Here is a 24,721-nt window from a genome sequence, read left to right on the forward strand (position 1 = left end):
GAGAGTCTAGTATGGCAAGTAAAAGGTTCGGAATCATTAGTCTGGTCGTGGTTATGATGGCAGCTATGATCACTGCTTGCTCAGGGAACTCGGGTAAGGAGCGTGAGTCAGGAGATAGCAAAGAGAAGGTTACGTTCACGTATTTTAATGCCACTGCGGGAAAGGACATTAATACCAAAGAAACGCGGATCGGCAAAATACTGGAGGATCAGACGGGGGTAAACTGGAAGCTGGAGCATTTGGTGGGTGATTCCAATACGAAGATTGGTACATTTATTGCCGGTAACGATTACCCTGATGCGATAGTACCGGATGGCACAATCGATAAGCTGCTGGATGCCGGGGCTTTTATTCCCCTGAATGATTTAATCGATAAATATGGACCGAATATTAAGCGTGTATATGGACCGTACTACAACTTGATGAAGGCGGAGGATGGAAATATATACTTCCTGCCGCTCAGTGCGGTGGTAGGCAATTATTTACCTGCGCCTGATATAGAGCAAGGGGCCTTTTGGGTGCAACGCAGGGTATTAAAAGAAGCTGGATATCCAAAAATCAAAACACTTGATGAGTATTTGGCGCTGATTCGTAACTATGCTAAAAAACATGCCAACGAAGGCTTGACGGGGTACCTGGCGTTAACCACGCAGGATAGGTTTTATGCTCTTACAAACGCGCCGATGCATCTAGCAGGCTATCCGAATGATGGCGGTACGCTCATTGATATGAAATCTTACCAGGCCAGGGATTATGGAGATATGGAAATCACTAAACGATATTTGAAAGAGCTGAACCAGCTCAATGTAGAGGGCTTATTTGATAAATCGTCCTTTGTGGACAATTATGATCAATACTTGGCGAAGCTGACCTCGGGTAAGGTATTGGGCTTTTTCGACTACCGCTGGCAGGCGGGACAGGCCTTAAATAACCTCCAGGAGGCTTCTAAGAAATCGGGCAATGATGATATGGAATATATAGGACTGCCTATTGTATACGACCAGAATATAAAGGATCAATACATTGATCCGTCATCGTTCGTTAATAACCGTGGTATAGGAATTACGGTCAGTGCCAAGGACCCGGTACGTATCATCAAATTTTTTGACAATCTGCTGACGGACGAAAACCAGGTGTTATCCAACTGGGGAATCAAGGGAGAAACCTATGATGTAGATGAAAAAGGACGCTTTTACCGGACCGAGGAGCAAATTAAGCGGACTGGTCAAGACGCGTTCCGCGAATCGTTCGGGTTTAAATATTTTGAATACAGTTGGCCGCGATACGGTAGTGGTTCCACCCTGCCTGATGGCAACTCGGTTGCTCCCGGACGACAGCCTGAGGTTGCGCGTATGTCCTACACAAAGGGAGATAAAGAGCTACTAAAAGTCTACGGTGTAGAGTCCTTCTCGCAAATGTTTTCCGCACCTGACAAGCGCCCCTGGTTTCCAGCCTGGAGTATCCCGATTACCCAAGGCTCAACTGCGCAGCTCTTCCAGCAACAGAGGGGGGGACTGCAGCGCAAATATTTCCCCCGTTTGGTGCTGTCTGCACCAGAGCAGTTTGATGCGATTTGGAATGAATACACCACTGAATTTAGAAAGCTGGGTGTAAAGGCGTATGAGGAACAGATCACGAAGGAGGTTGCCCAAAAAATCAAAAATTCCGGTGAGAAATAAAGGAGGCAGCAGCTATGGGTTACTCGTTACCCCCACCTACCACGCTCTCCCCGCATCATTTGCCGCCTTCAAGACGAGCCGGCTTCAGGGGATTTATACACAAGCTGACTCAGCAACGGACATTGGTATGGATGTCCATCCCTTTTTTAATCTGGCTGTTCATCTTCAAGTATTTTCCCATCTGGGGCTGGACGATTGCCTTTCAGGATTTTAAGCCTGCCCGCAAGCTGCTCGATCAGCAATGGGTAGGATTGAAGCGTTTCTATTTTTTATTTCAGGATGAACATTTTCTACGGGTTATGCGAAATACGCTGGCAATAAGTTTTATTAATCTGGTGTTGGGCTTTATCACCACTATAACATTAGCGATTTTGTTAAATGGGCTTCGCCAGGTCGTATTTAAGCGGGTAGTACAGACGCTTAGCTATCTGCCGCATTTTATTTCATGGGTGGTCGCGGCTAGCATCATCAGTACGGCGTTGTCTGCCAATGGCGGCATTATCAATGAGGTACTAATGTGGCTGGGCGAGGGAAGCTATTTTTGGGGTATCCTCGGTGCATCGGAGGTATGGAGGAATGTGGACTGGAATACAATTATTTATTTGGCCGCAATGACGATGATTGATCCTTCGCAGTATGAAGCCTGTATTTATCATCCTGCTCATTATGAACATCGGCAATCTGCTGGAATCCGGCTTTGAGCCGCAATACTTACTGGACAACGGTATGAACGTGGATTACTCGGAGAATCTGGATATTTTCGTACTGAAATATGGTATCCAGATGGGGAATTTCTCGCTTTCGATTGCTGCCGGGATGTTCAAAACGGTGGTCAGCTTCATCTTACTGTTCAGCGCCAATCATGTTGCGAAGCGGTTAGGGGAGGGAAGATTGTTCTAGAATAAAGGGAGTTATGGGGGAGAAGGCCGCTTCGCTGGCCTTACACGGGCGATTTCGGGCCCCCTCGGATCGAATTTTTGATGCGTGCAATATCTTGTTTATGCTCTGCCTGATAGTGTTCACGCTGTATCCGTTTTTAAATATCGGGGTGTTTAATTTGATTGGCATTCGCTCCTTTATTGAGGGATTGCCGGAAGGGATTTTGGAGTCGGCGCGTATTGACGGGGCTGGGGAGTTTGCCACTTTATGCGCATCGTTTTGCCGCTGCGTGTTCCCGTACTGGCGACGGTGTCGGTGTTTACAGCGGTCGCGCAATGGAATTCCTGGTTCGATGTGTTTTTGTACAATTCGTCATATGAGCAATGAAGCACTCTTCAATATGAGCTGATGAAAATACTGCAAAATTCCAACACGTCTGTTAACACTCAGGACTATGCGAGCCAATTCGCTGGTTCGGAAAATCTGGAGAAGTCGGTCACGCCTACCTCGATTCGGGCACGATGACGATTGTCGCTTCAGTGCCTATTATTTTAGTTTATCCTTTTTTGCAAAAATACTTTGTGAAGGGTATGACCTTGGGAGGTGTCAAAGGATAGTAACTGAAATCCAATGGTGTGCCCAATACGAATTCAAAAAATTTGAGTGTGGGAGGGATTGCTTTGCGGTTATGTTGGTATAAGCCTTTTAGTCTGTTGCTGGTTGGAGCGCTGTTGTTATCACCTGGTGGTTGGTGGTGGGCATCTGTAGCGAAGGCATCTGCGTCTGTAGAACATTCTCCGCTTGTTGTGGGTACGGCGCTGTCGGCGGGCAGTGTCCATAAGACCATTGGAACGTATGGATTTGAGGAGGGAAACAGTGACGGCTGGAAACCTCGGGGAACTTATACCCAAATTGCATCCGTCACAGAAACCGCTTACGGTGGCACACATAGTCTAAAGGCAACCGCCCGCACAGAAGCTTGGAACGGAGCGGAGCTGGATGTGAAGCCACTGTTGCAGCCGGATGTAGAGTATGAAATTAGTGGCTACGTGAAGCTAGATGGTCATTCTGAAGTTCCGAGCATGGTTAAACTTACAGTGGAGCAGCAGCCGACAGGCGGGACTACGACATGGAAGACGGTAGCGCAGTCGGAGACGGCGGATACATCGTGGATTAAACTTCAGGGGAAATATACTTTTACCGGGGGGATGGACGCATTGAAGCTGTATGTGGAAAGCTCCAATCCCGCGCAGGCCTACTATGTGGATGAGGTAGAAATAACACAGGTATCGAAGACGCCAACGGAGCCGACTAATGGTATCGTATCCGGGTTTGAAGATGGTACGGCTCAAGGATGGGTGTCCCGTATGGGGACCGAGACCGTGCAGGCTTCGAATGCTGCTGCACGAAGCGGCACATACAGTCTGCTGACAACAGGCAGACAAGAGACATATGCCGGACCCAAGCTAGATGTGACTGCTATGATGAAAAAGGGCAGCCGATATACGGTCAGTGCTTGGGTGAAGCTGGCGCCGGGTGAGCAGCCTGCCAAGGTGAGGCTCAGTGTACAGCGTGATCACCAAGGGGATAGTGCGTATGAAACTGTTGTAGGTGACACGGCTACTACCGCTGGGGGATGGATGCATTTGTCTGGTATGTATACGCTCGCGTATGATGCGGACAATGTTTCTATGTATTTTGAAACAGCGGAAGGAACGCCTTCCTTTTATATGGATGATTTCGAGCTGTCACTTGTACCACCACTGGCTATTGAAAAGGACATTCCTTCTTTGCATGGATTATATGGGGGACAGTTTAGCATTGGCACGGCGATTGAAGCTTTCCAGACCGAAGGGGCTTACGGAGAGTTGGTACAGAAGCATTTTAACAGCGTCGTTGCAGGGAATGCGATGAAGCCAATCTCCTTACAACCATCCGAGGGACAGTTCCATTGGGAGGAAGCAGACCAAATTGTGCAGTTTGCTAGACAACATGGACTGGAAATTCGCTTTCATACTTTGGTGTGGCATAACCAAACTGGGGATTGGATGTTCGAGGATAAGAATGGACAGCCGATGACGCCGACTGCTGAGAATAAAAAGCTTTTGCTGGATCGGCTGGAGACGCATATTCGCGCTGTTGCAGCGCGATATAAAAATGTCATCACTGATTGGGATGTGGTGAATGAGGTCATTGATCCTGATCAGCCGGATGGCATGCGCCGCAGCAAGTGGTATCAAATTACCGGTACTGATTATATTGAAAAAGCATTCCGTGTCACGAGGGAAGCGGCGGGCCCGAACGCACGACTATTCATTAACGATTACAACACGCATGAGCCGAAGAAACGGGATTTTCTGTACAATTTGGTACGTGATCTGCTCGCTAAAGGTGTACCGATTGACGGGGTAGGCCACCAATCGCATATCCGCCTGGAGTTTCCCGCTATTAGCGAGATTGAGCAGTCCATAGAAAAGTTTGCTTCGCTTGGTCTGGATAATCAGATTACCGAGCTGGATATGGGTCTTTATTCCAATGACACAGATCGCTATGAAACGATTCCAGAATCTATGCTGATCCGGCAGGCTCACCGCTATCAAGAGCTGTTCGATATGTTTTCAAGGCAGCAAAATCATATCAGCAATGTGACGATTTGGGGTACGGATGATGGAAATACGTGGCTCAGCACGTTTCCAATAGCCCGGTTGGATAAGCCGCTACTATTCGACGAACGGTTAAAGGCCAAATATGCCTATTGGGCACTTGCTGATCCATCCAAAGTCCCGCCGTTGCCAGCAGGGAATAACGAATAAATGGTTTAAATACATGCCGGGCTTGTTTTGCCTTATTCTATGCTGTATCGAACGTCGCCTTATACAAGCATAAAAGCAGGCTGTCCTTCACATGTGACATGTAAAGGACAGCCTGCTTTGTTATCGTAAAGGAATTACAGTGTTATTCCAAATTGGCGTGTTGGCCAAACATAGATTTGGAGGTCAGCTTGCGCAGCTCCATCGTTCTGAGTACCAATGCGTCACCGTACAACAGTAGGGTTTGCTCAAACAATGAGCCCATGGGCTGAATCGTTTGGTAGTCCTTGTTGGACGGGTCCTTGGCCGCACCAGGCAGCTTGACGATGATATCGGCCAGTTTGCCAATGGTGGAACTGGGAGAAGTGGTTAGAAGCGCCAGAGAAGCCCCAAGTTTCTTTGCTTTTTCTGCCATGGAGGTTAGACTTTTGGTTTCGCCAGAGCCTGAACCAATAATGAGCAGGTCGCCCTCGCCCAAACCAGGAGTTACGGTTTCCCCGACCACGTAAGCTTGAACCCCCATATGCATCAGCCGCATCGCCAGCGAGCGAATCATGAACCCTGAGCGGCCCGCACCTGCCAAGAATACCTTGTTTGCAGCGGCGATGGAGTGGATCAGCTGCTCCGATTCTGTATCACTGATCAATTGTGGAACCAGTTGCAGCTCCTTGAGTACCTCGGATAAATATTGAGAGGTCTCCATTGGGATTAACCTTGTTTGATGAGCTGTTGCATTTGGGAAGCTACAGCCTTTTTGTCGTCCTCGCCAGTGATACCACCGCCGACGATAACCAGATCCGGTTGAGCCTTCACGACTTCAGCCAACGTGCCCAGCTTAATACCACCAGCCACGGCAGTTTTGGAGTTTTTCACGACTTTTTTGACGGTTTGCAGTGCTTCGAACGGGCTTTGTCCTTCAGCTTGCAGATCGTAGCCTGTATGCACACAGATGTAGTCAACGCCCAGAGCGTCGATTTCTTTTGCACGTTGCTCCAGGTTTTTAACACCGATCATGTCCACCAGGATTTTTTTGCCGCCTTGTTTTTTCGCTTCTTCTACTGCACCTTTAATTGTTGCATCTTCAGCTACAGCCAAAATCGTAACGATATCTGCACCAGCCTCGGAAGCTTTTAGCACTTCATAGCCCCCTGCATCCATAACCTTCAGGTCAGCCAGCACTTTCAGATTCGGGAATGCTTCTTTCATTGCTTTTACTGCATGAAGTCCTTCATTGATGACAATCGGTGTACCGATTTCTACGATATCAATATACGACTCTACTTCTTTTACCAATGCAATACCTTGCGGGATATCTACTAAGTCTAAAGCCAATTGAAGTTCCATGTTATTAACTTCACTCCTTAAGTGAATTTATATTTTGTTGAACAGGTACATGCTCTGTTGAGTATTACTCTATACTTTGGTTTCATGCACAGGTTTGATTGTAAGGCCCCGATATCCGATTGAAAAGTACGCACTAATTCGTAACGTAGTTACCCCGACGATACTATAGCATCATAAAAACCATCCATGAGAGAGCCTACATTTTGTCTTCTTTAGCATTATTTCTATAAGGGGAGTCGACTATTCGTAACCAAGGATTTTGCGGAAATCCCATAAGCGACTTCCAATGAACAAGATATAGATCGAAATGGTTTAGTTCGTCTATATCTTGCACTTCGGAGCGACTGGAATCGAATTTTGCAAAATCCATAACCATACACAGCAATGTAAGGTTGCAAAAAAGAAGGTAGCGATGATTGAATTGACTTCAAGTTAGGTTTTGACTATATTTGTAATATACTGGTATGCAAAAAATGGAGGCTAAGAGCATAACTACCCTGAAGAGTAGCCGCTGTGCTAAGGGGTAATCGCAATTTTCAGGATAGGGAGGCGGGTTTTAGTGGAAGAGGTCCTGAACCAAAGGGAAGCCATTTATTTGTTGTCGGACAGCCACGAACTCGATAAAGCTTGTGAGTTGTTTAGAATCAGCTACACACATAATGATTGGGATGAAGCGAACAAAGTAGCAGATTATCTGCATAAGTTGGCTGAAAGCCTGTATCACACCCAACTGAGAAATGCTGCAGACGGCAAGTATGAGACATTGGACACCAAACACCCGCTAGTGTTTTATTATGCTTACAGTTATCTGGCGAAGTCTATTTACTATCAGAATATGGGAAAGTATGAGGAAGCCAGAAACTATATTATGAAGTATAGCGAAATGGGCTGGTTTATGGGGCTGGATCAGAGCGGTCACGAAGAAGTAGAGAGATTCCGTTTCCTTGCCAAGGCCAATTTATTTACGATTGAATTACTTTCGGGGAGAAGGGAACTTTTGCCTGAGTACGTTCAATTTCTTCGCGACAATGAAGAGGAGCTACTTCCAGGATTGGTTGGTATTGCCGAAGCGGCTAACTTGAATAATTGGAATATAGACGACCTGCTGAACGATTTTGCTGATGATATTAAGATATTTGAAGGTTATGAAGATAGAGCAAACCGCGTATATTATTTAAAACTGGTCAACCAATTGGCCATTTACCATTTCAAGAAGAAGAAGTACTCCGTTGCCTTAAATTATGTCCTTGATTCTCTGCAATTCTCTGCCCATGTAGAAGCGGATGCCGATTTCAGGACATTGGTTGCTCTGTTTGAGACTTATCGAGATTTGGCAACACCATCACAGCAAGAGCAATACCAAACCATTTTATTAAGGGGGCTTCATAATGAAAAAGGCATTAATCTCGGTAACTATGGTCTTGGCGTTTCTTAGTATTGCTCTTCCGGTGGGAAATATTGTAGGAGGGTTAGACCCTGTGATTCCTTCAAATCATGGTGTTTTTTCTTATATTGCTTGAGTTTCAGATTTAGACCTTCAAACCCGATAGGGCTTTTGTACATAAAGGGAGCACACTTTTACGCATTTTGCGATCAGTGTGCTCCCCTTTTTTATGCCAAGATTTATTTTACGGCATACGAAGTCAGGTCATTGGCCAGATGTTGCATCGTTTCACTCGCCTTTTGCATACGCTCCATCACTTCAGTGAAGGAGCCTACCAGAGTCGCCTGCTCCTGAGAAGAAGAAACAATTTGCTCAATTTCCTGCTCCATTTGACGAATGGAGTTTTGTACATCCTTAAGGGCTCCTTCAATATCGACCGTCGCCTTTTTAGATTCTACGGATAGCTTGCGAACCTCTTGAGCGACGATACCAAAGCCTGCTCCTGCTTCTCCGACACGCGCGGCCTCGATCGCTGCATTCAATCCAAGCAGGTTGGTCTGATCGGAAATTTCCTTGATGAACACAGCTACCTGATTGATTTTACCCGAGTTTTGTACGGCGATTTGAGTGTTTTTCAAAATCTGTTCACTGGTTGCCTGAAGCTCCTCGGAATGAGCCGCCACATGCTGTACCATATCAATGAGCTGCTCGGTGATGGAGCGATTCTCGGATACGATTTGATCCAGTTGATTTTTGTTAGTCAAATTATAAGAGGCCGCAAATGCTGCGATGACTTCACCTTTCTCGTCAAATACAGGGATACTGATCATATCAAGAGGAAACCCCAGAATTTCAGCAGGAATGTGGGTCAGGCTGGGCTCACGTCCATTTTTAAGCATGGCAAAATCTTTATAGTCCTCGAGCAGCTCCGAGCCTGTTTCAAAGCCGAGATCCATACCCTCCGATTGGGTATACATAAGGACATGAGTGCGGTCGAAGAGAGCAAGGGTCACTTTCTCACGCATAATTTGTTGTATGTAGGGAATGGCTGCAATTAATGCATCTATTGTATTCAAATAGATAACCTACCTTTCTTTACTAGATATATTTTTTATAGTCTCGTATATAGTTGTCGGTCTAGAGACGGATAAAAGTTATAAAGATATTGAAAATTTAAAGTGAGATGAAAGCTTCAGAAAAAAAGGCATACCGTTTCCATTACGGAACGATATGCCTTCTATTTAATCTTAACGTGTCAGTGCTGTGTATAGGTAGTTCACTTGCCGCGTTGCTCGAACAGTTGTGCGATTTCCACAATAACCTTAGTAGCAAGTACCATGTTGTCCACCGACACATATTCAAACTTACCGTGGTAGTTCTCCCCACCTGTAAAAATATTCGGTGTAGGCAGTCCCATGTAGGATAGCTGTGAACCGTCTGTACCGCCACGAATCGGCTTGATAATGGGTTCGATATTCAGCTTTGTCATTGCTTCATAAGCGACATCGACGATATGCTTAACAGGCTCTATTTTCTCTTTCATGTTGTAATACTGATCTCTCAGCTCCAGCGCAATACGGTTTTCTCCATAAGCGGCCTGCAGCTCTTTGACTACATTTGTTAAATAAGCTTTCCGTTTTTCAAAGCTCTCGCGGTCAAAATCACGGATAATATAGTATAGCTTAGCTTGTTCTGCCGTGCCTGTAGACTCCAAGAGATGATAGAAGCCATCATATCCGTCTGTATACTCCGGGGCTTCGTTTGCAGGTAACCGACTGTGTAGCTCCATAGCGATTTTAGCAGCGTGGATCATTTTGTTTTTAGCCGTACCGGGATGCACGTTCACACCGTGAATGGTAATATGGGCGGCTGCGGCGTTAAAGCTCTCATACTCCAGTTCTCCGAGCGGTCCGCCGTCTACCGTATAGGCATATTCAGCGCCAAAAGCGGCTACATCAAAGCGTTCCGGTCCTCTTCCAATCTCTTCGTCCGGTGTAAAAGCGACGCGAATTTTGCCATGTTGAATTTCTGGATGGTCAATCAGATAGTGGATAGCTGTCATGATTTCTGCGATCCCGGCTTTGTTGTCTGCACCGAGCAGGGTGGTACCATCTGTTGTGATCAGGGTGTGGCCTTTATATTGAGTCAGTTCGGGAAACTCACGTGGAGAAAGAACCACACCAAGCGAAGCATTCAGCGTGATATCGCCCCCATCATAGTTTTCCGTCAATTGCGGCTTTACCCCTGCGCCAGTCAGCTCGGTAGCTGTATCGAGGTGAGCGAGAAAACCAATGACGGGAACCTCTTTATCCGTATTGGAGGGAAGGGTCGCCATCACATAACCATGATCATCAATGGTCACGTCTGTCATACCGATGGCTTTCAATTCACCCACCAAGAGGTTGCCTAATGTGAGCTGTCCGGGTGTAGTGGGGCAAGTGTGGCTGCTTTCATCAGATTGGGTATCTACCTGAACATATGTAGTCAGGCGGTCAATCAATTCCTGTTTCATGTGTGTATCCTCCTTGGTGTCATTTCTATTATGGTACGTATTTTATCATGATTAGCTTATAATATGAAAAAAATGGTTGACCCTTTAGGAATGACGGGTTGTGTTACACAGGGGAGACGAGTAAGATGATAGTAAAATAAAAGTAAAAATAGAGTAAAACCATTAAAGGAGTCTGCAATGCCTACGTTAAAAGATATCGCCCAGGAGGCAGAGGTTTCGATATCCACGGTCTCCCGAGTGCTGAATTATGATGAAACACTGTCTGTATCTGAGGAAACGCGGCGTAAAATTTTTGAGGTTGCCGAGCGCATGAAATATACGACTGTTAAACGTAAAAATGGCGGTATTGGTCGTCAGCCCCGCAAGAAGGCAGAGGGACCCATCCGGTTGGGTATGGTGCACTGGTTTAGCGCGTACGAGGAACTGGAAGACCCTTATTATCTGTCTATCCGGTTTGGCGTGGAAAAAGAGTGCCGCCAAAGCGGGGCGCAGCTGGAGCGTATTTTCAGAAGAGAGGACCTGACTGCGCTGAAGGCGTCATCCGAAGGGCTACATGGGCTGATCGTGCTGGGGCATTTTAGCAACGAAGAAGTAGAACGTATGCTGGAACTGCCCATTCCTTGCGTCTTTCTGGATCATCCGGTAGAGCGTACAGGGGCAGACTATGTGGTCATTGACCTTGCTCACGCTGCGGCTGATGCACTGGATTATTTGATGGGCGCGGGCCATTGTCACATCGGATATGTAGGTATGGGCAAGGATGAGCAGTCCCATGATTCCGAACGAGTCGAGCTAGATGCCCGCTATGAGACGTTTTTGCGGTATCAGGAACAGCACGGGCTGTGCACGTCGGATGATATTCATGTGTGCGGTGGAACGGCGGCAGATGGCTTCCGTGCGATGGAAGCGGCTATTCTGGCGGGAACAGAAAACCTGCCTACTGCCTTCTTTGTCGCGAGCGATTCGGTAGCTATTGGGGCGCTGAAGGCGCTGGAGCAGCATCACCTTGCGGTGCCTGAACGTATCTCAATTGTTGGCTTCAATGATATTCCGACAGCGGAATATTTGACCCCATCTCTGTCAACGGTCAAAACGCACACCGAACTGATGGGAGAAACGGGCGTCCAGCTCTTGCTGCATACGGTACGCAACGGTGCAAACGAGGTGGGGCGCAAGGTCATCATTCCGACCGAGCTAATGATTCGCAACAGCAGTGCGCCGCTACATACTGATACCCAATAAAATCGACGTTATTGATTTGGACAGCCCCGGCTTACCGGGGCTGTTTTTTTGATATAAAAAGATACAAAAATGGATTGACAATTGTCTTGTAAATGCTTACATTGAACATATATTTATTTTACCAAGTTTTACTCGTCATTTTTACTCAAATATTTTACTATGGTATAAGAGTGAAAAACAAAAGGTTGAGGTGACTGCCCATGCGTACCATTTTGCCGTTGAATGACCAATGGTTTTACCTTCCTGAATATGTCGAGAGCGAAGTAAGCGCAGGCATTGATACAAGTCGGTATGAGCCAATTCAGCTGCCGCACACCAATGTAGAGCTTCCGTATAATTATTTTGACGACAAGGCATTTCAGTTTATTTCTACGTATAAAAGAGAGCTGAACATTCCGGCAGATGCGAAAGGTAAGCGAGTGTATGTTGATTTTGAAGGAGTCATGACCTATGCCCAGGTATATCTAAACGGGGTAAAAGCGGGGGAGCATAAAGGTGGATATACACCGTTCAGCGTTGAATTGACCGAACTTGCCGAGTATGGCGGCCCCAATGTGCTCACGGTCATTGTCGATTCCACGGAACGGGACGACATCCCTCCCTTTGGGGCAGTCATTGACTATCTGACCTACGGCGGTATTTACCGCGAAGTGCAGCTGCGAATAGTAGAGCCTGTACACCTGGGAACGGTATTCATTCAGACACCGGAGCCGCTTGCGGCAAGCAAGACGGTGCGCGTGGTCGTGGAGCTGGAGGGCATCGGCGATCAGCAGGACGACTTGACGGTCGCGCTGCAACTGGTGGACGGAGCGAGTGTGAAGGCGGAGACCGAGCTGGCAGCGATGACGGCGGCGGAAGTAACGCTGGAGCTGAAAGAGCTGGGCGGCCTGCAGCTTTGGGATATAGATGATCCCAAGCTGTATGAAGCAAAGCTGACGCTGCTACGAGGCGAAGAAGAGTTGGATCAGGTGACCGTGCGCTTTGGCTTCCGCGAGGCCGAATTTCAGCCGGACGGTTTTTACTTGAACGGGCGGAAGATCAAGCTGCTTGGCTTGAACCGTCACCAGTCCTATCCGTACGTTGGCTATGCTATGCCTAAAAGAGCGCAGCGTCGTGATGCAGATGTGCTCAAGGAGGAGCTGGGGCTGAATATGGTACGGACATCCCACTACCCTCAGTCCCGTCATTTTCTAGACCGTTGTGATGAGATCGGATTGCTCGTTTTCGAAGAGATCCCGGGTTGGCAGCACATTGGCGGTGAAGCGTGGAAGGAGCAAGCGGTGAGGGACGTAGAGGACATGATTATCCGTGATCGTAATCATCCTTCCATTGTAATCTGGGGGGTACGAATTAATGAGTCGCAGGATGACCATGATCTGTACACGCGTACCAATGAGCTAGCACGAAAACTAGATCCGACCCGTGCTACGGGCGGTGTGCGTTATATTGTAGGCAGTGAGCTACTGGAAGATGTATATACGATAAATGATTTTGTTCATGATGGTGGGCACAAAAAATATTTGGCTAAGGAAATCCGCAATTTTGATACGTATGACGATACAGAAGGCGTAGACGGCGAAACGACAGGCTTGCGCCAGCCGTCTCTCGTTACAAAGCTGGATCATCCGGTCCCTTATCTGGTAACGGAATATAACGGGCATATGTACCCGACCAAGCGTTTTGACCAGGAGGAACGGGTAATGGAGCATGCACTGCGCCATACGCGGGTCCAAAATGCTTCCTATGCCGATGAGGGCATTGCCGGGGCGATTGGTTGGTGTGCTTTTGACTATAACACGCATGCTGATTTTGGTTCCGGTGATAAAATCTGCTACCACGGTGTCATGGATATGTTCCGCCTCCCTAAATTTGCAGCGAGTGTGTACCGGAGCCAGAAGAACGTCGAACAGGAAATCGTTATGGAGCCGGTCACTTACTGGTCGCGTGGCGAGCGGAATATCGGGGGCATCGTGCCGCTGGTGGTGTTCACCAATTGCGATGAGGTGGAGTTCATCTACGGTCATGAGCGCAAAGGTGTTTATCATCCGAACCGAGAGAAGTACCCGGCGCTTCCTCACCCCCCTGTCGTGATCGACGAGCTGACAGGCCACTGGGGCATGAAGTGGGAAGACGCTGTATTCATTGGGTACGTAGATGGGCAAGAAGTGATCCGCAAATACTATTCGCGTAATCCGGTGCCGACAGAGCTACGGGTAGCTGCAGATGATATGGTGCTGGAAGCTGGCGATTGGGACGTAACCCGAGTAGTAGTGGATGCGCTGGACGAATACGGCAATGCCCTGCCGTTCTATGCAGATCCTGTTTCGGTAGAGGTCGAGGGAGTGGGTGAATTGATCGGTCCTTCAAGCTTATCCCTAATTGGTGGGCGCATTGCATTCTGGATTCGTACGAAGGGGGAGGCTGGACAAATTCGTGTGAAGGTTTCTGCGCCTTCCCGTTTCGACCCACAGGAATTGAGCATTCACGTGCAATAAGGAAGCAAAGGCAACATACAATCCTACTAACCGCTTGTATACCGTTTGAGACTTCCATTATTTAAAAAGGAGTTGTCCGCAGATTCTGAAAGGGATCTGAGAGGGCAACTCCTTTTTGGCATAGTTTAGGGTATGCTAATCTATGAGTCTTTTAAATTGTGTCTTATTACTGAGTCACTTAACGTTACACTCATAGATTGGAAGCATAGAATACACTATCAAACGCAAGGGAGGTGAATTCTATGGCGATCCTTTTACCTTCGCAAATTTACAATCTTGCTGCTGGTGTGGGTAAGTCCTATTTTGAAAATTTGAAAGGCGGTAATAATGCAACAATTACCGTGAATAATACGGGTGCCAATCCGGTGGATCTGGTTGTTACCCGTGTCAATGCTCCCGTGATTACGTATGTTATCCCGGCAGCCAACAGTCTGACGTTAGAAGTGGCTTTGTTGCTGGTTGCTGCTCTCCAAGCTACTCCAGCTGGAGCTGTGACGGGCACCATCCAAATTGCTACTGCTGATTTTTAACCTGTAACGGCCTGACCCTCTAACTCTAGCTTTGCCGTATGGCAAGGTTAGAGTTTTTTTGTTTGAAATTTTCTGAAACTTTTTTCATATTGTGCCGATATATACATATAGCATAGCAAACAACAACATCGAAAAGGAGTACCCTGTATGAGCTTTAGCAATCCGGTTTTACGTGATGACATCTTTTTGCGCGAAGATGAAAGAGAAGTTAGCGAACAACGCATGACCATCGGAGGAACGGTGAACAAAACGTTACTTCTGCTGGTTCTGCTCATCGTCTCTGGAAGTATTACCTGGTACATGACCTACGAAGGAACCGTAGAGGTGCTATCCTTGCTGACGGCAGGCTTTATTGGTATGGCAGGCGTAGCACTTGCGATATCCTTTTTTCCAAAAACGGCTCCATTACTCTCTCCTGTATATGCGATTCTGAGTGGTTTTGCTTTGGGTGGCATTTCAGCTTTTATGGAGTATGAGTACCCTGGAATTGTAGCCAATGCCATTTTGCTGACCGTGGGTATTTTGTTCTTGATGCTCTTTATGTACACACAGCGAATCATCAAGGTGACACGCGGCTTTATCTCATTCGTTGTCCTGTGTACGATGGCGATTTTTCTGGTGACGCTAGTTGATTTTATTTTGAATCTTTTCGGTATGAATGTTCCGTATATCCATGAAACGGGTTGGCTGGGTATTGGTATTAGTTTATTTATCGTGATCATTGCGGCTTTGAATCTACTGGTTGATTTCAATTTTATTGAAGAGCAAGCAGATCAAGGTGCACCCAAATATATGGAATGGTATGGTGCTTTTGCATTGCTGGTGACTCTAGTATGGCTGTATGTACGGATTTTGGATCTGTTGGCTAAGTTCAGTAAGAGGGACTAAGTGCAGAGTGAGAAGAAAAGGATGGCTGAATGCCGTCCTTTTTTGTATTAAATAGACGGTTTAAAAATTGCATTTTACGTTAAATACATAGAAGTTGGGTAAAACATAAAGACAGACAGGAGAGGAGTGAGTGTATGTATCAAGTGGTGCTGGTTAGGCATGGAGAAAGCGTGTATAACCGACAAAACCTGTTTACGGGCTGGACGGACGTGGACCTGACTGAACAAGGGACTCATGAGGCCATTGAGGCGGGACGTATTCTCAAGGAGGCTGGATATACGTTTGATTTGGCATTTGCCTCTGTGCTAAAACGATCTATCCGCACGCTGTATCACATTTTGGATGAGCTGGATCATCTGTGGATACCTGTGCAGAAGTCATGGAAGCTGAATGAACGCCATTACGGTGCCCTTCAAGGGCTTAGCAAGCTGGATTCCGCCGTGCAATACGGAGAGGAGCAGGTTCATATCTGGCGGCGTAGCCTAACAGTGCGGCCACCCATGCTGGATGAGAAGGACGAGCGGAGTCCGCATCGGGAAGAGCGTTATCGCAATATTAAGCCAGAAGAGCTGCCGCTTGGGGAAAGTTTGGAGGACACGGTGCATCGGGTAGGTGAGTTTTGGAAGCAGCGGATTGTACCTTTGATTCTCAAAAAGGATCGAGTTATCATTTCTGCACATGGTAACACTTTGCGGGCCTTAATCAAGTATATGGAGAATCTGGACGAAACCGCATTGCTGGATTTGAATATTCCGACAGGCATTCCACTGGTGTACGAGCTGGATGAGCATATAGATCCCATCCGGCGCTTTTATCTCGGTGATCCGAGTCATGTAGAGGCTAAGAAGCAGGCTGTGGCCAACCAAAGCAAGGTAACGGAGTGACTTTCCATACACAAAGAGGACAGGGCGCTTCCTCGCATCCTGTCCTCTTTGTGTTGGGTATGATTAAGCGTTCACTTCTTCTTCTGTTTCTTGGCTGTCTTCATCTGCGGGAAGTGCCCACACCGATACACTGCCGGCACGAACGGGAAATATGCCGTAGCCATCCTGCTCAATCTTTACGGTATGATCGTGACGCCCAGTCAAATCTATCCATTCTTCCGCTGCATGTTGTTTGCCTACGAACATGCGCTTTTCCCCGTCATTTGCGTTGGTGATCACCACAGCACATCCGGAGCCTTCCAGCTCAGGCACGCCTTGACGTACCCATCCAATCGTATGGGGATCATCGAAATAATCTTTTTGCTCACCATAAGCTTTATGGTACCGGGCATATAGAAGCGGGTCTAGCTCAGCCTGCTTGCCTTTGACGGGCGTTTGTCCCTGGATACCGTAGTAATCGCCATAGAATACGCAGGGATAACCGTCTTTGCGCAGCAAGATCAGTGCATAGGCGCTAGGCTTGAACCAGTCCTCCACCCAGGATTCAAGCGCTTCATGCGGCTGGGAATCATGATTATCGACAAAAGTAACCGAGTTCAGGGGATGGGTATGAACCAGCGTATCCTCGAAAATGGTGCTTAAATCGAAATCCTTGCCACCCAAGGAAGCGCTATGTAGTTTGTAGTGGAGGGATACGTCAAATAGGTCGATTTTATAATCAATGGTATCCAGGAACTTTTGACACGATTCCAGATCCGGTTTCCAAAACTCGCCTACCATATAAAAATCCTGTCCGCGTTTTTTAATCATTTCTGTAGCAAATTCTCGTACAAATTCATGATTAATATGCTTGATTGCATCCAGACGGAATCCGTTGCATTGCAGAGTATCTACCAGCCATTTGCCCCAGCGGATCATCTCTTTGCGCACATCCTGATGATTATAATCAATATTGGCGAACATTAAATAATCATAATTGCCGAATTCATCATCTACATTTTCGCTCCAGCTTTTATTTTTACCTAAAATACGATAGATTCCTGTCCGGTCCTGGCTTGCATCGTAATCGGTTCCGTTAAAATGTTCAAAGTTCCATTGAAATGTGGAATACTGACCTTGACGGCCGGGGAACGTAAATTTAGTCCAGCCCTCGATATCAAAGGGCTCGGAAATGACCTCATTGCGATTATCCGGATTGACCTCGACGACCTTGAACACTTCGGTTTCATCCGCGCCAGCCTTATGGTTCATGACCAGATCGACATAGACGGCCACACCGTGGCGAACGCAGGCGGCAACAGCCTCCAGCAGGTCTTCCCTGGTTCCGTATTTGGTGCGCACCGCACCTTTTTGGTCGAATTCGCCCAGATCGTAAAGGTCATAGACGCCGTATCCCGTATCCTCGGGCGATTGGCCTTTGGTGACAGGTGGAATCCATATCGCGTCAATTCCTTTGGCCTTCAGTTCCGGTGCCAGGCGGGTAAGCTTCTTCCAGTGAGAACCGTCAGCTTCGACATTCCACTCGAAAAATTGCATCATCGTATGGTTCCTTTTCATGTGCGTCCCTCCTTCATATATAACAAGTTACCCACCAAGTGAGGGGGGCTAAACGTCAGACGGTCAATATGATGCTGAATGAAGAACAAGGATCGCTGTATAACGTATGCTAAATCATTAAAATTTGTTATACCTAAGTGTTCACAACGACTCGGGTAGCTAGAAAAGGGAACGTGAAAACGGTAAAATGAATCTAACTTAACAATAGTTCGGGTTTTGGTGAAAACCGTAAAGCACGAGCAACAGAGGAAAGGAGGGGTGGACGTGACAGAACCGCAGCAGAACAAGGATAAAGCGAGCAAACCGCTGATTAAAAAATGTACGTATTGTCAGGAAATGAAACCTTTAACGGACTTTCAGCGCAGAACGGGTCGCCGGGCTGGTCCTTATTCCCGGCGTGGTCCTTGCCGTTCCTGTCGGGGGTTGGCCCCACAAGAACGTGCGGCTACGTCCGCTCCTTCCGGCGAGGAAACGAACCCCTCGGCTGCTCCCGTGACGCAGCATAGCCTTGATGCAAATACGGCTGCGCACAACCTGGAGGCGTCACTACCTATGGAGGCACAACGCCCCCGCAGGAAGCCGGTCACGGATAAAGCGCGTGAGCGCCACCGGCAACGGGTTCGGCATCTGCTTAGCAGGCTGAAGCCTGCGGATACCCGGGCGTTGCGGCTCAATCGCAATGGCATGATTCGGCTAAGAGGCAAAACCGACCAGGGGAGACGCTGGCATCAAGAGATTGAGCTTGATCTAGCCATGACCTTGGTCAGAGAGCGTATGGCGGTGATTGTTAATCCATACACCGTGCGCAGACTGTATAGTAACAAGGAATTTCGTCAATATGTGCTTAAGCGTGACCGCTATACTTGCTTTTTTTGCGGAGACTACGGTGACACGATCGATCATTTACTGCCTCGGGCAAAAGGGGGGCACACGACGCCAGTCAATTGTGTATGTGCTTGCAATGAATGCAATCAGGTTAAGGCTGCCCGCGATGTAGATGAGTTCATTGAGTCTGGTGTGCCGCAGCCGTCTCCTGATGATTTCGAGTCACTTGATAATCCGGATGCTTCTGAAGACACCCTACATACGTAGGGCGATTCTTGGAGCGTAGGTCCCTTAGTACAGTTTTACTTCAAAGCCGGATTCTTTCCAGGCTGTTGTTCCACCTTCGATAAAAGCTACATTGGTAAAGCCCATCTGCTGGAGTGTATAAGCTGCCAATGCAGCTTGTCCTCCTGCCCCACAAGTGGTGATAATCGGGCGATTGCGGTCACGTAGACGTTCGTCACGCAAATCCTGTGGAACCTCCAAGTCAGCGCGGATGGGCAGCATGCCCAATGAAATATTGGCGCTTCCGCGAATCAGACCGCAAGCGCCTGCATCATGGGAGTCCTGTACATCGATAACGAATGTATCAGGATTTGCCTCCATTCGCTGACGTGCCTCCTGTGAATCAATGCCCTGAACGTGCTGTCTTGCTTCTTGAACCATATCTCCAAATGTTTTAGCCATCGTGTAAAACCTCCGTATGAATATATTTTGTGTTATTTTCATATTGTTGAACTGAAACGCACTTTCTCTATTACCCTCCTCTAGCATAAATTGACCCTTTTTTTAAGGGAAACTTGGACAAAAATCGAGCTTATTCTAATTTTTATCTAAAATAACAATAAAAATTTTGCAGAAATTTGTGCAAATTTAAAATTTCTTCGACGATTGTGTTGTGAAAGGTGTAATATAGAGGTATAGGGTTCCGTTTCGGCCTGTTGTAGTCACGAAGGAGCGCTTCGTGGGATATTCCGCAGCAGTAACAACAGAATACCGTCTGAGCAATATACAATTGGCATCTGCGATAAATCAGTCTTGCCCTTTAGGGTATAGGCCGGTTTTAGCTGTGCTTCTTGCATGTTTAGGGGCGCGAATTCAATGAACGTTTTATTGCTAGAGTTTATGGATACAGGTTACGAGAAAGGAATGGACTTCTATTTTCACAGTAAAGGAGGACGTTCACGCATGTCTGAAAACCAACAAGAGGTGGCAGTAACACAAGAAGCTACCAAAGAGTCTCGGGATGTATTGGACCAATTGATGAAACCAGAGGTTCAGCAATCGCTGACCGTGCTGGTAGAAAATCTGCCCAAGTTGACTGAGATGGTTACTTTGATGACCGACGCTTATGATGTAGCTCGCAGTCTGGCGACTGACCCTGTCTTTATCGGAGATATGAAAAGCTCCATGGGAGAGTTTGTGAAGCCTGTTACAGATTCGGCTAAAGGATTGGCTTCTGCTGCAATTGAAGCAAATGACCGTGTACAAACTACGGACGGCAGTGTAGGTCTGTTTGGCCTGCTCAAAATGCTTAAAGATCCGAATGTACAAAAAACGCTGCGTTTCAGCCAGGCCTTCCTGGATATTCTGAATGAGCGCCAACGCGAAAGCAAATAATTACCTGATCAAGAACGGAGGATGGACATGTCGAAGCAAATTTTGATCTTGGGCGGCGGATACGGCGGATTGCTGGCCGCTCTTACAGCACGCCAGCATATGGACGCTAGCCAAGCAACCATTACAGTGGTTAACCGCTTTGCGTCGCACCAAATTATTACGGAACTGCACCGTTTGGCGGCAGGTACAATTGCTGAAAAAGCTGTTGCGCTTCCTTTGGAAAAACTGCTGCGTAACAAAGAAATTATCCTGAAAGTGGATACTGTTTCCGAAATCAAGCCTGACGATAAAAAAGTAACCTTGGCCAGTGGCGCTACGTTGAGCTATGACGCTCTCGTTATTTCCCTGGGCAGCGAAACGGCTTACTTCGGTATTCCAGGACTGCAAGAGCATAGCTTCACGCTGAAATCAGTGGCAGAAGCCAATCGGATTCGCGCACATGTGGAAGCTCGTCTGGATGCTTACAAGCAATCCGGTAACCAAGCTGACGCTACAATCGTTATTGGTGGTGGCGGTCTGACTGGCGTTGAGCTGGTGGGCGAATATGCTGACAAATTGCCTGCAATTTGTCGAGAAAAAGGTATTAACTACGAAGATATCAACTTGTATTGCGTAGAAGCTGGACCATCTATTTTGGCAGGCTTCCCTCAACCACTGGTTGATCGTGCAGTAACAAGCCTTGAAAAACGTGGCGTTCAAATCGTAGCGGGTGTACCGATTACAGAAATGAAAGCTGACGAAGTTCTCTTGAAAGACGGACGTTCGATCAAAACGAACACACTGATCTGGACAGGCGGCGTACAAGGTAATGCACTGGTTGGCGCATCTGGCATCGAAGTAAACCGTGGTCGCGCAACTGTGAATGGTGCACTGCAATCGACTTCTCACGAAGACATCTTCCTCGCTGGCGACAGCGCAGTGGTGTTCCCGGGTGAAGGCGAGCGTCCATACCCTCCAACTGCACAGTTGGCTTGGCAAATGGGCGAATTAGTTGGTTACAACATCTTCGCTTATTTCAACGGAGCGAAAATGGAACGCTTTACACCAGTATTCTCCGGTACACTGGGCAGCTTGGGCAGAACAGACGCGATCGGTACTGTAGGTGCGAATGGCACCCAACTGAAAGGCGCTGTAGCCACTTTGATGAAGGAAGGCAGTAACATCCGTTACTTGTCCCACATCAAAGGACTTTTTGCATTGGCCTATTAATATTTCTTACATTTTATATGGTTCATTGGAAGAGAGCGCTATTCAGCGCTCTCTTTTTTGTAGCTTTTCTTTTCGGTACTAGCGATACTCACGATTCATTAGTCTTAATTCACTTTAATCTTCGCTAACTCTGCCACCTGTGCAGGAGGGAGCGCACCTTCAAATATATTCAGCTCATCAATAGATCCTTTGAACGCAGGGTCCCACCAGTTGACACCTAAGCTGAATGTTCCAGATTTGGAGGTAAAGACATCTGGGAATCCTGAGCCCGTAAATTGAAGCTTGCCATTCACATACACAGCTAACACCCCACGATCTACAGTGAAGGCGAGATGGGTCCATTCATTTGTATTGATCTTTAGGCCGGTACTGCCAGTATACCAAGGTGAGCTGCCAGACCAGACCATTGTGTTATCCTTCTCGGGTCCTCTGGGTAAAAGGCTAATCCAGTGATTACTATCCATAGCTCCAAAAAAAGTTGGTGTATGCAGAGTCAATTCGCTTGGTTTTACCCACAGTGACACGGAATATGCTGAGCTGGATATGATTCCTTCAGGCAGAGCAATGCCTGACTTTCCATCAAGGACTACAGCTTGGCCTCTTACGCCTTCAGCGTAGGACACACTTCCGCCCTGGCGATCGATTCGGTCACCGATAACTTCGCCATTAGCAAAAGCATCTTGCTGATCCTCCAGATTATGTTCAAATGTGTATGACGCAGTCAATGTTGCCTTCTCATAAGGGGATACCGTGATGTTGAAAATTTTGTCCCGACTACGTTCTCCTTTGGTAATGGTAGCTGTCAAAGTGGCAGATGCAGCCTTTTCTCCAATTCCTGGACGCTTGATTTCACCTGTATCCGTAATGACGCTTTGATCTGAAGTTTTCCAGGTAATCCGGGATTGCCGACTGCCTTCCTTCGGAAGATTCAGGCTAGCCGTCACCCGACTTGTATCGCCAAGATCTAATTCACGATACACACTGTCCACTACTGTTGTATCGGTCATATCAGGGAGCTTACTGCCCCAAGCCATCTCACCTTTATTCGATAAAACTGTAAACGCCAGGATGTATTGATTCGTAACCTGATCCCATTGTCTTAAGAACACCCCATCCAATACAGCACCATTCAGTGTTAATTGGATATTCGCATCCCCTGACTTGCGCCAAGTTCCTTGCACATCGCCTTCGATGGTATGATCTGCTCTAAGCTGAATAAATTGTGTATTCTTGATCGTAGCTGAAGAATCATTGCCATGATTAATATATTGATAATCGCCAATGAATTGTTTCTCATCCAGCTTTGTAAGCGTCTCGCCACCGTAACGATAAGGAGCTACGACAGGCCAGTCCTCCTGATTCATGAACATTTGGTGTACACGCAGCTCATGTGTCTCCCCCTGATGAGGGAATCGGGTATGAAAGACGACAAACATTTGTCCAGTAGCAGGATCGGTGTATACAGAATTGTGTCCAGGGGAAACATAGCCGTAGCCAGTGCCTGTACCGGGGTCGCCTATTTTACTATCGAACAAGAAATTACCTATCAACTTGTTGCCATAAGTTATATTTTTGGTGTTTGCCGGCAAAACAGCATTCTGCCCTTTGGCATCCTTATAAGGTCCTGTCGGACTCTTGGAACGGAATAACCTCATGTTATACCCTCCGTCCGCTGCAAGGCCACCGTAGGTTACATACAAATAGTAATAACCCGTCTCCTGGTTGTATTCAATATACGGACCTTCCCCTGACTCACCGTATCCACCTGCGATCTTGGTGCCAAAATAACGATCAATGAGCCGACCGTCTTCTGTAGTTCCATCTTTACCTGGGTACATGGGTTTGCCAGTTGCCTTATCCAGCTCCAGTAAAAATATTCCCCCGGACCATGAACCATACGTCATCCACAAGCGCCCGTTTGCATCGTAAAAAACGCTTGCATCGATTGCATTTGGGAACATCCGATTCGCATAAGAACCATCGGTATTAAACCATCCCGGTCTGGGACCCTCAAGCTTGCCTTCCTTAATGAGTTGTTGAATCGGCGTATTTGTCCACTTTTTATCCACTTTGCTATCTTTATCGAATGCAGTCTCCTTCGTAAAACCAGTGTGGATAATGGTATCCACATATTGATATGGACCCTCGATTTTGGGTGCAACTGCAATGCCGATCGCGGAACGAATGTAGGTGGAAGATGCACTATAATAAATCATATATGCCCCTTTTGTCCCATCCTTATTGACATAATGCTCATTCCAAAATACATCGGGCGCCCATACCGAGAATCCTCCCTTACTGTCCGCATCATTCTCACCCGCCCAAGCGAAAGATCCGGCCAGATTCTTCGATAAATCCCCGTAAAGTGTGTTCCCAGGCGTAGTGTAACCGTTTCCAAAAGAAGTCCAGTTTGTAAGATCTTTTGACTTCGCCGCTGAGATATGTGACCCAAATACATAATAAGTGTCACCGTCTTTGACAATGGAAGGGTCATGAACCGATACATTAGAGAAGGTTGGCGCATCCTGCTTATTGTTCTGGTCTGGCACCGTTGCCGCCGCGTCTATTGCACCTAATGGTGCGCTTGCGATTGCTAATAATAATGTTAGTGTTATTGCAATACTTTTCCTGACTTTACGTTTAACAAAACTTCTCATCATACACATTTGCCCCTTTCTAAATTGGAATACAGTGATATATTCTATTTTCATCGCTAAATACCTTTATATTTATAAATATTATTAATGTATTTATGAATTATATAGATGCAAGGAAGGTTTTAGCATCTAAGCGACCTTGACGCCACTGCTCCACACTTTCTTTTTATACGTAGTTGATCCTTCTATACACTATGATTTGTAAA

Annotated in this window: 18 protein-coding genes and 2 pseudogenes; 13 read left to right on the plus strand and 7 right to left on the minus strand. The window is 47.0% G+C overall.

The genetic code is table 11. The features are described from left to right. Positions 1-11: 11 nt before the first annotated feature. The 4 genes and pseudogenes from ACQW03_RS12515 (at position 12) to ACQW03_RS12530 (ending at position 5,371) form a co-directional block, all read left to right on the plus strand. Complete coding sequence (locus tag ACQW03_RS12515; RefSeq protein ID WP_071643820.1) at positions 12-1,679, plus strand: ABC transporter substrate-binding protein; 1,668 nt, start codon at positions 12-14, stop codon at positions 1,677-1,679. Positions 1,680-1,693: 14 nt separating this feature from the next. Then, positions 1,694-2,579 (plus strand): annotated as a pseudogene (locus tag ACQW03_RS12520) (ABC transporter permease). Positions 2,580-2,721: 142 nt separating this feature from the next. Continuing rightward, positions 2,722-3,175, plus strand: a pseudogene (locus tag ACQW03_RS12525) (carbohydrate ABC transporter permease); the annotation flags it as partial. A gap of 63 nt (positions 3,176-3,238) precedes the next feature. Beyond that, the gene (locus ACQW03_RS12530; RefSeq protein WP_441949940.1) at positions 3,239-5,371 is read left to right on the plus strand and encodes an endo-1,4-beta-xylanase; all 2,133 of its coding nucleotides are present in this window, start codon (positions 3,239-3,241) and stop codon (positions 5,369-5,371) included. 142 nt (positions 5,372-5,513) lie between these two features. Here the strand turns inward: ACQW03_RS12530 and hxlB are convergent, their stop codons facing one another. Together hxlB and hxlA are read right to left on the minus strand one after the other, a co-directional pair. Further along, on the minus strand, positions 5,514-6,071 hold the full coding sequence (gene hxlB / locus ACQW03_RS12535) for a 6-phospho-3-hexuloisomerase (protein ID WP_076292765.1): 558 nt from the start codon (positions 6,069-6,071) through the stop codon (positions 5,514-5,516). A gap of 5 nt (positions 6,072-6,076) precedes the next feature. Further along, on the minus strand, positions 6,077-6,712 hold the full coding sequence (gene hxlA / locus ACQW03_RS12540; protein WP_441949943.1) for a 3-hexulose-6-phosphate synthase: 636 nt from the start codon (positions 6,710-6,712) through the stop codon (positions 6,077-6,079). Between the two features lie 559 nt (positions 6,713-7,271). Here hxlA and ACQW03_RS12545 point away from each other — a divergent pair. Further along, on the plus strand, positions 7,272-8,147 hold the full coding sequence (locus ACQW03_RS12545) for a DNA-binding protein (RefSeq protein ID WP_441949945.1): 876 nt from the start codon (positions 7,272-7,274) through the stop codon (positions 8,145-8,147). Positions 8,148-8,335: 188 nt separating this feature from the next. Here the strand turns inward: ACQW03_RS12545 and ACQW03_RS12550 are convergent, their stop codons facing one another. Together ACQW03_RS12550 and pepT are read right to left on the minus strand one after the other, a co-directional pair. After that, positions 8,336-9,172, minus strand: coding sequence for a methyl-accepting chemotaxis protein (locus ACQW03_RS12550; protein ID WP_025721376.1), 837 nt, complete (start codon positions 9,170-9,172; stop codon positions 8,336-8,338). Between the two features lie 200 nt (positions 9,173-9,372). Continuing rightward, positions 9,373-10,608 carry a peptidase T gene (gene pepT / locus ACQW03_RS12555; protein WP_071643812.1) on the minus strand — a complete coding sequence of 412 codons (1,236 nt, stop codon included), beginning with the start codon at positions 10,606-10,608 and terminating at the stop codon, positions 9,373-9,375. Between the two features lie 177 nt (positions 10,609-10,785). On the opposite strand from pepT, the gene ACQW03_RS12560 reads away from it, so the two are divergent. From ACQW03_RS12560 to gpmA, 5 genes are all read left to right on the plus strand, one after another. Then, positions 10,786-11,850 (plus strand): LacI family DNA-binding transcriptional regulator, encoded by a 1,065-nt coding sequence (locus ACQW03_RS12560; protein ID WP_071643810.1) that lies wholly within the window; start codon positions 10,786-10,788, stop codon positions 11,848-11,850. A 200-nt stretch (positions 11,851-12,050) separates the two neighbouring features. Continuing rightward, positions 12,051-14,345 carry a glycoside hydrolase family 2 protein gene (locus ACQW03_RS12565; RefSeq protein ID WP_441949948.1) on the plus strand — a complete coding sequence of 765 codons (2,295 nt, stop codon included), beginning with the start codon at positions 12,051-12,053 and terminating at the stop codon, positions 14,343-14,345. Positions 14,346-14,587: 242 nt separating this feature from the next. Further along, a complete protein-coding gene (locus ACQW03_RS12570) occupies positions 14,588-14,875 on the plus strand; it encodes a hypothetical protein (protein ID WP_071643805.1) in 288 nt (95 codons plus the stop codon). Positions 14,876-15,022: 147 nt separating this feature from the next. Then, entirely contained in the window at positions 15,023-15,763 is a 741-nt protein-coding gene (locus tag ACQW03_RS12575; RefSeq protein WP_076292761.1) for a Bax inhibitor-1/YccA family protein, read from the plus strand. A 134-nt stretch (positions 15,764-15,897) separates the two neighbouring features. After that, on the plus strand, positions 15,898-16,647 hold the full coding sequence (gpmA, locus tag ACQW03_RS12580; RefSeq protein ID WP_025721385.1) for a 2,3-diphosphoglycerate-dependent phosphoglycerate mutase: 750 nt from the start codon (positions 15,898-15,900) through the stop codon (positions 16,645-16,647). A 63-nt stretch (positions 16,648-16,710) separates the two neighbouring features. Here gpmA and ACQW03_RS12585 read toward each other — a convergent pair whose 3' ends face one another. Next, positions 16,711-18,204: an alpha-amylase gene (locus ACQW03_RS12585; protein WP_441949951.1), complete on the minus strand. Its 1,494-nt coding sequence runs from the start codon at positions 18,202-18,204 to the stop codon at positions 16,711-16,713. A 264-nt stretch (positions 18,205-18,468) separates the two neighbouring features. Here ACQW03_RS12585 and ACQW03_RS12590 point away from each other — a divergent pair, with 264 nt between their 5' ends. Continuing rightward, positions 18,469-19,296, plus strand: coding sequence for an HNH endonuclease (locus ACQW03_RS12590; protein ID WP_076292759.1), 828 nt, complete (start codon positions 18,469-18,471; stop codon positions 19,294-19,296). Between the two features lie 24 nt (positions 19,297-19,320). Here the strand turns inward: ACQW03_RS12590 and ACQW03_RS12595 are convergent, their stop codons facing one another. After that, a complete protein-coding gene (locus ACQW03_RS12595) occupies positions 19,321-19,716 on the minus strand; it encodes a rhodanese-like domain-containing protein (protein WP_076292758.1) in 396 nt (131 codons plus the stop codon). 501 nt (positions 19,717-20,217) lie between these two features. On the opposite strand from ACQW03_RS12595, the gene ACQW03_RS12600 reads away from it, so the two are divergent. Both ACQW03_RS12600 and ACQW03_RS12605 read left to right on the plus strand, forming a co-directional pair. Next, on the plus strand, positions 20,218-20,649 hold the full coding sequence (locus tag ACQW03_RS12600; RefSeq protein WP_013312528.1) for a DUF1641 domain-containing protein: 432 nt from the start codon (positions 20,218-20,220) through the stop codon (positions 20,647-20,649). Between the two features lie 27 nt (positions 20,650-20,676). Next, positions 20,677-21,858, plus strand: a complete 1,182-nt coding sequence (locus tag ACQW03_RS12605; protein ID WP_025721951.1) for an NAD(P)/FAD-dependent oxidoreductase — start codon at positions 20,677-20,679, stop codon at positions 21,856-21,858. 104 nt (positions 21,859-21,962) lie between these two features. On the opposite strand, the gene ACQW03_RS12610 is transcribed toward ACQW03_RS12605, so the two are convergent. Then, positions 21,963-24,518, minus strand: coding sequence for a LamG-like jellyroll fold domain-containing protein (locus ACQW03_RS12610; protein ID WP_441949954.1), 2,556 nt, complete (start codon positions 24,516-24,518; stop codon positions 21,963-21,965). Between the last annotated feature and the right edge of the window lie 203 nt (positions 24,519-24,721).

Origin of the sequence: Paenibacillus sp. DRB1-1 (assembly GCF_052119485.1) — a bacterium.
GTDB classification, from domain to species: Bacteria; Bacillota; Bacilli; order Paenibacillales; family Paenibacillaceae; genus Paenibacillus; species Paenibacillus polymyxa_B.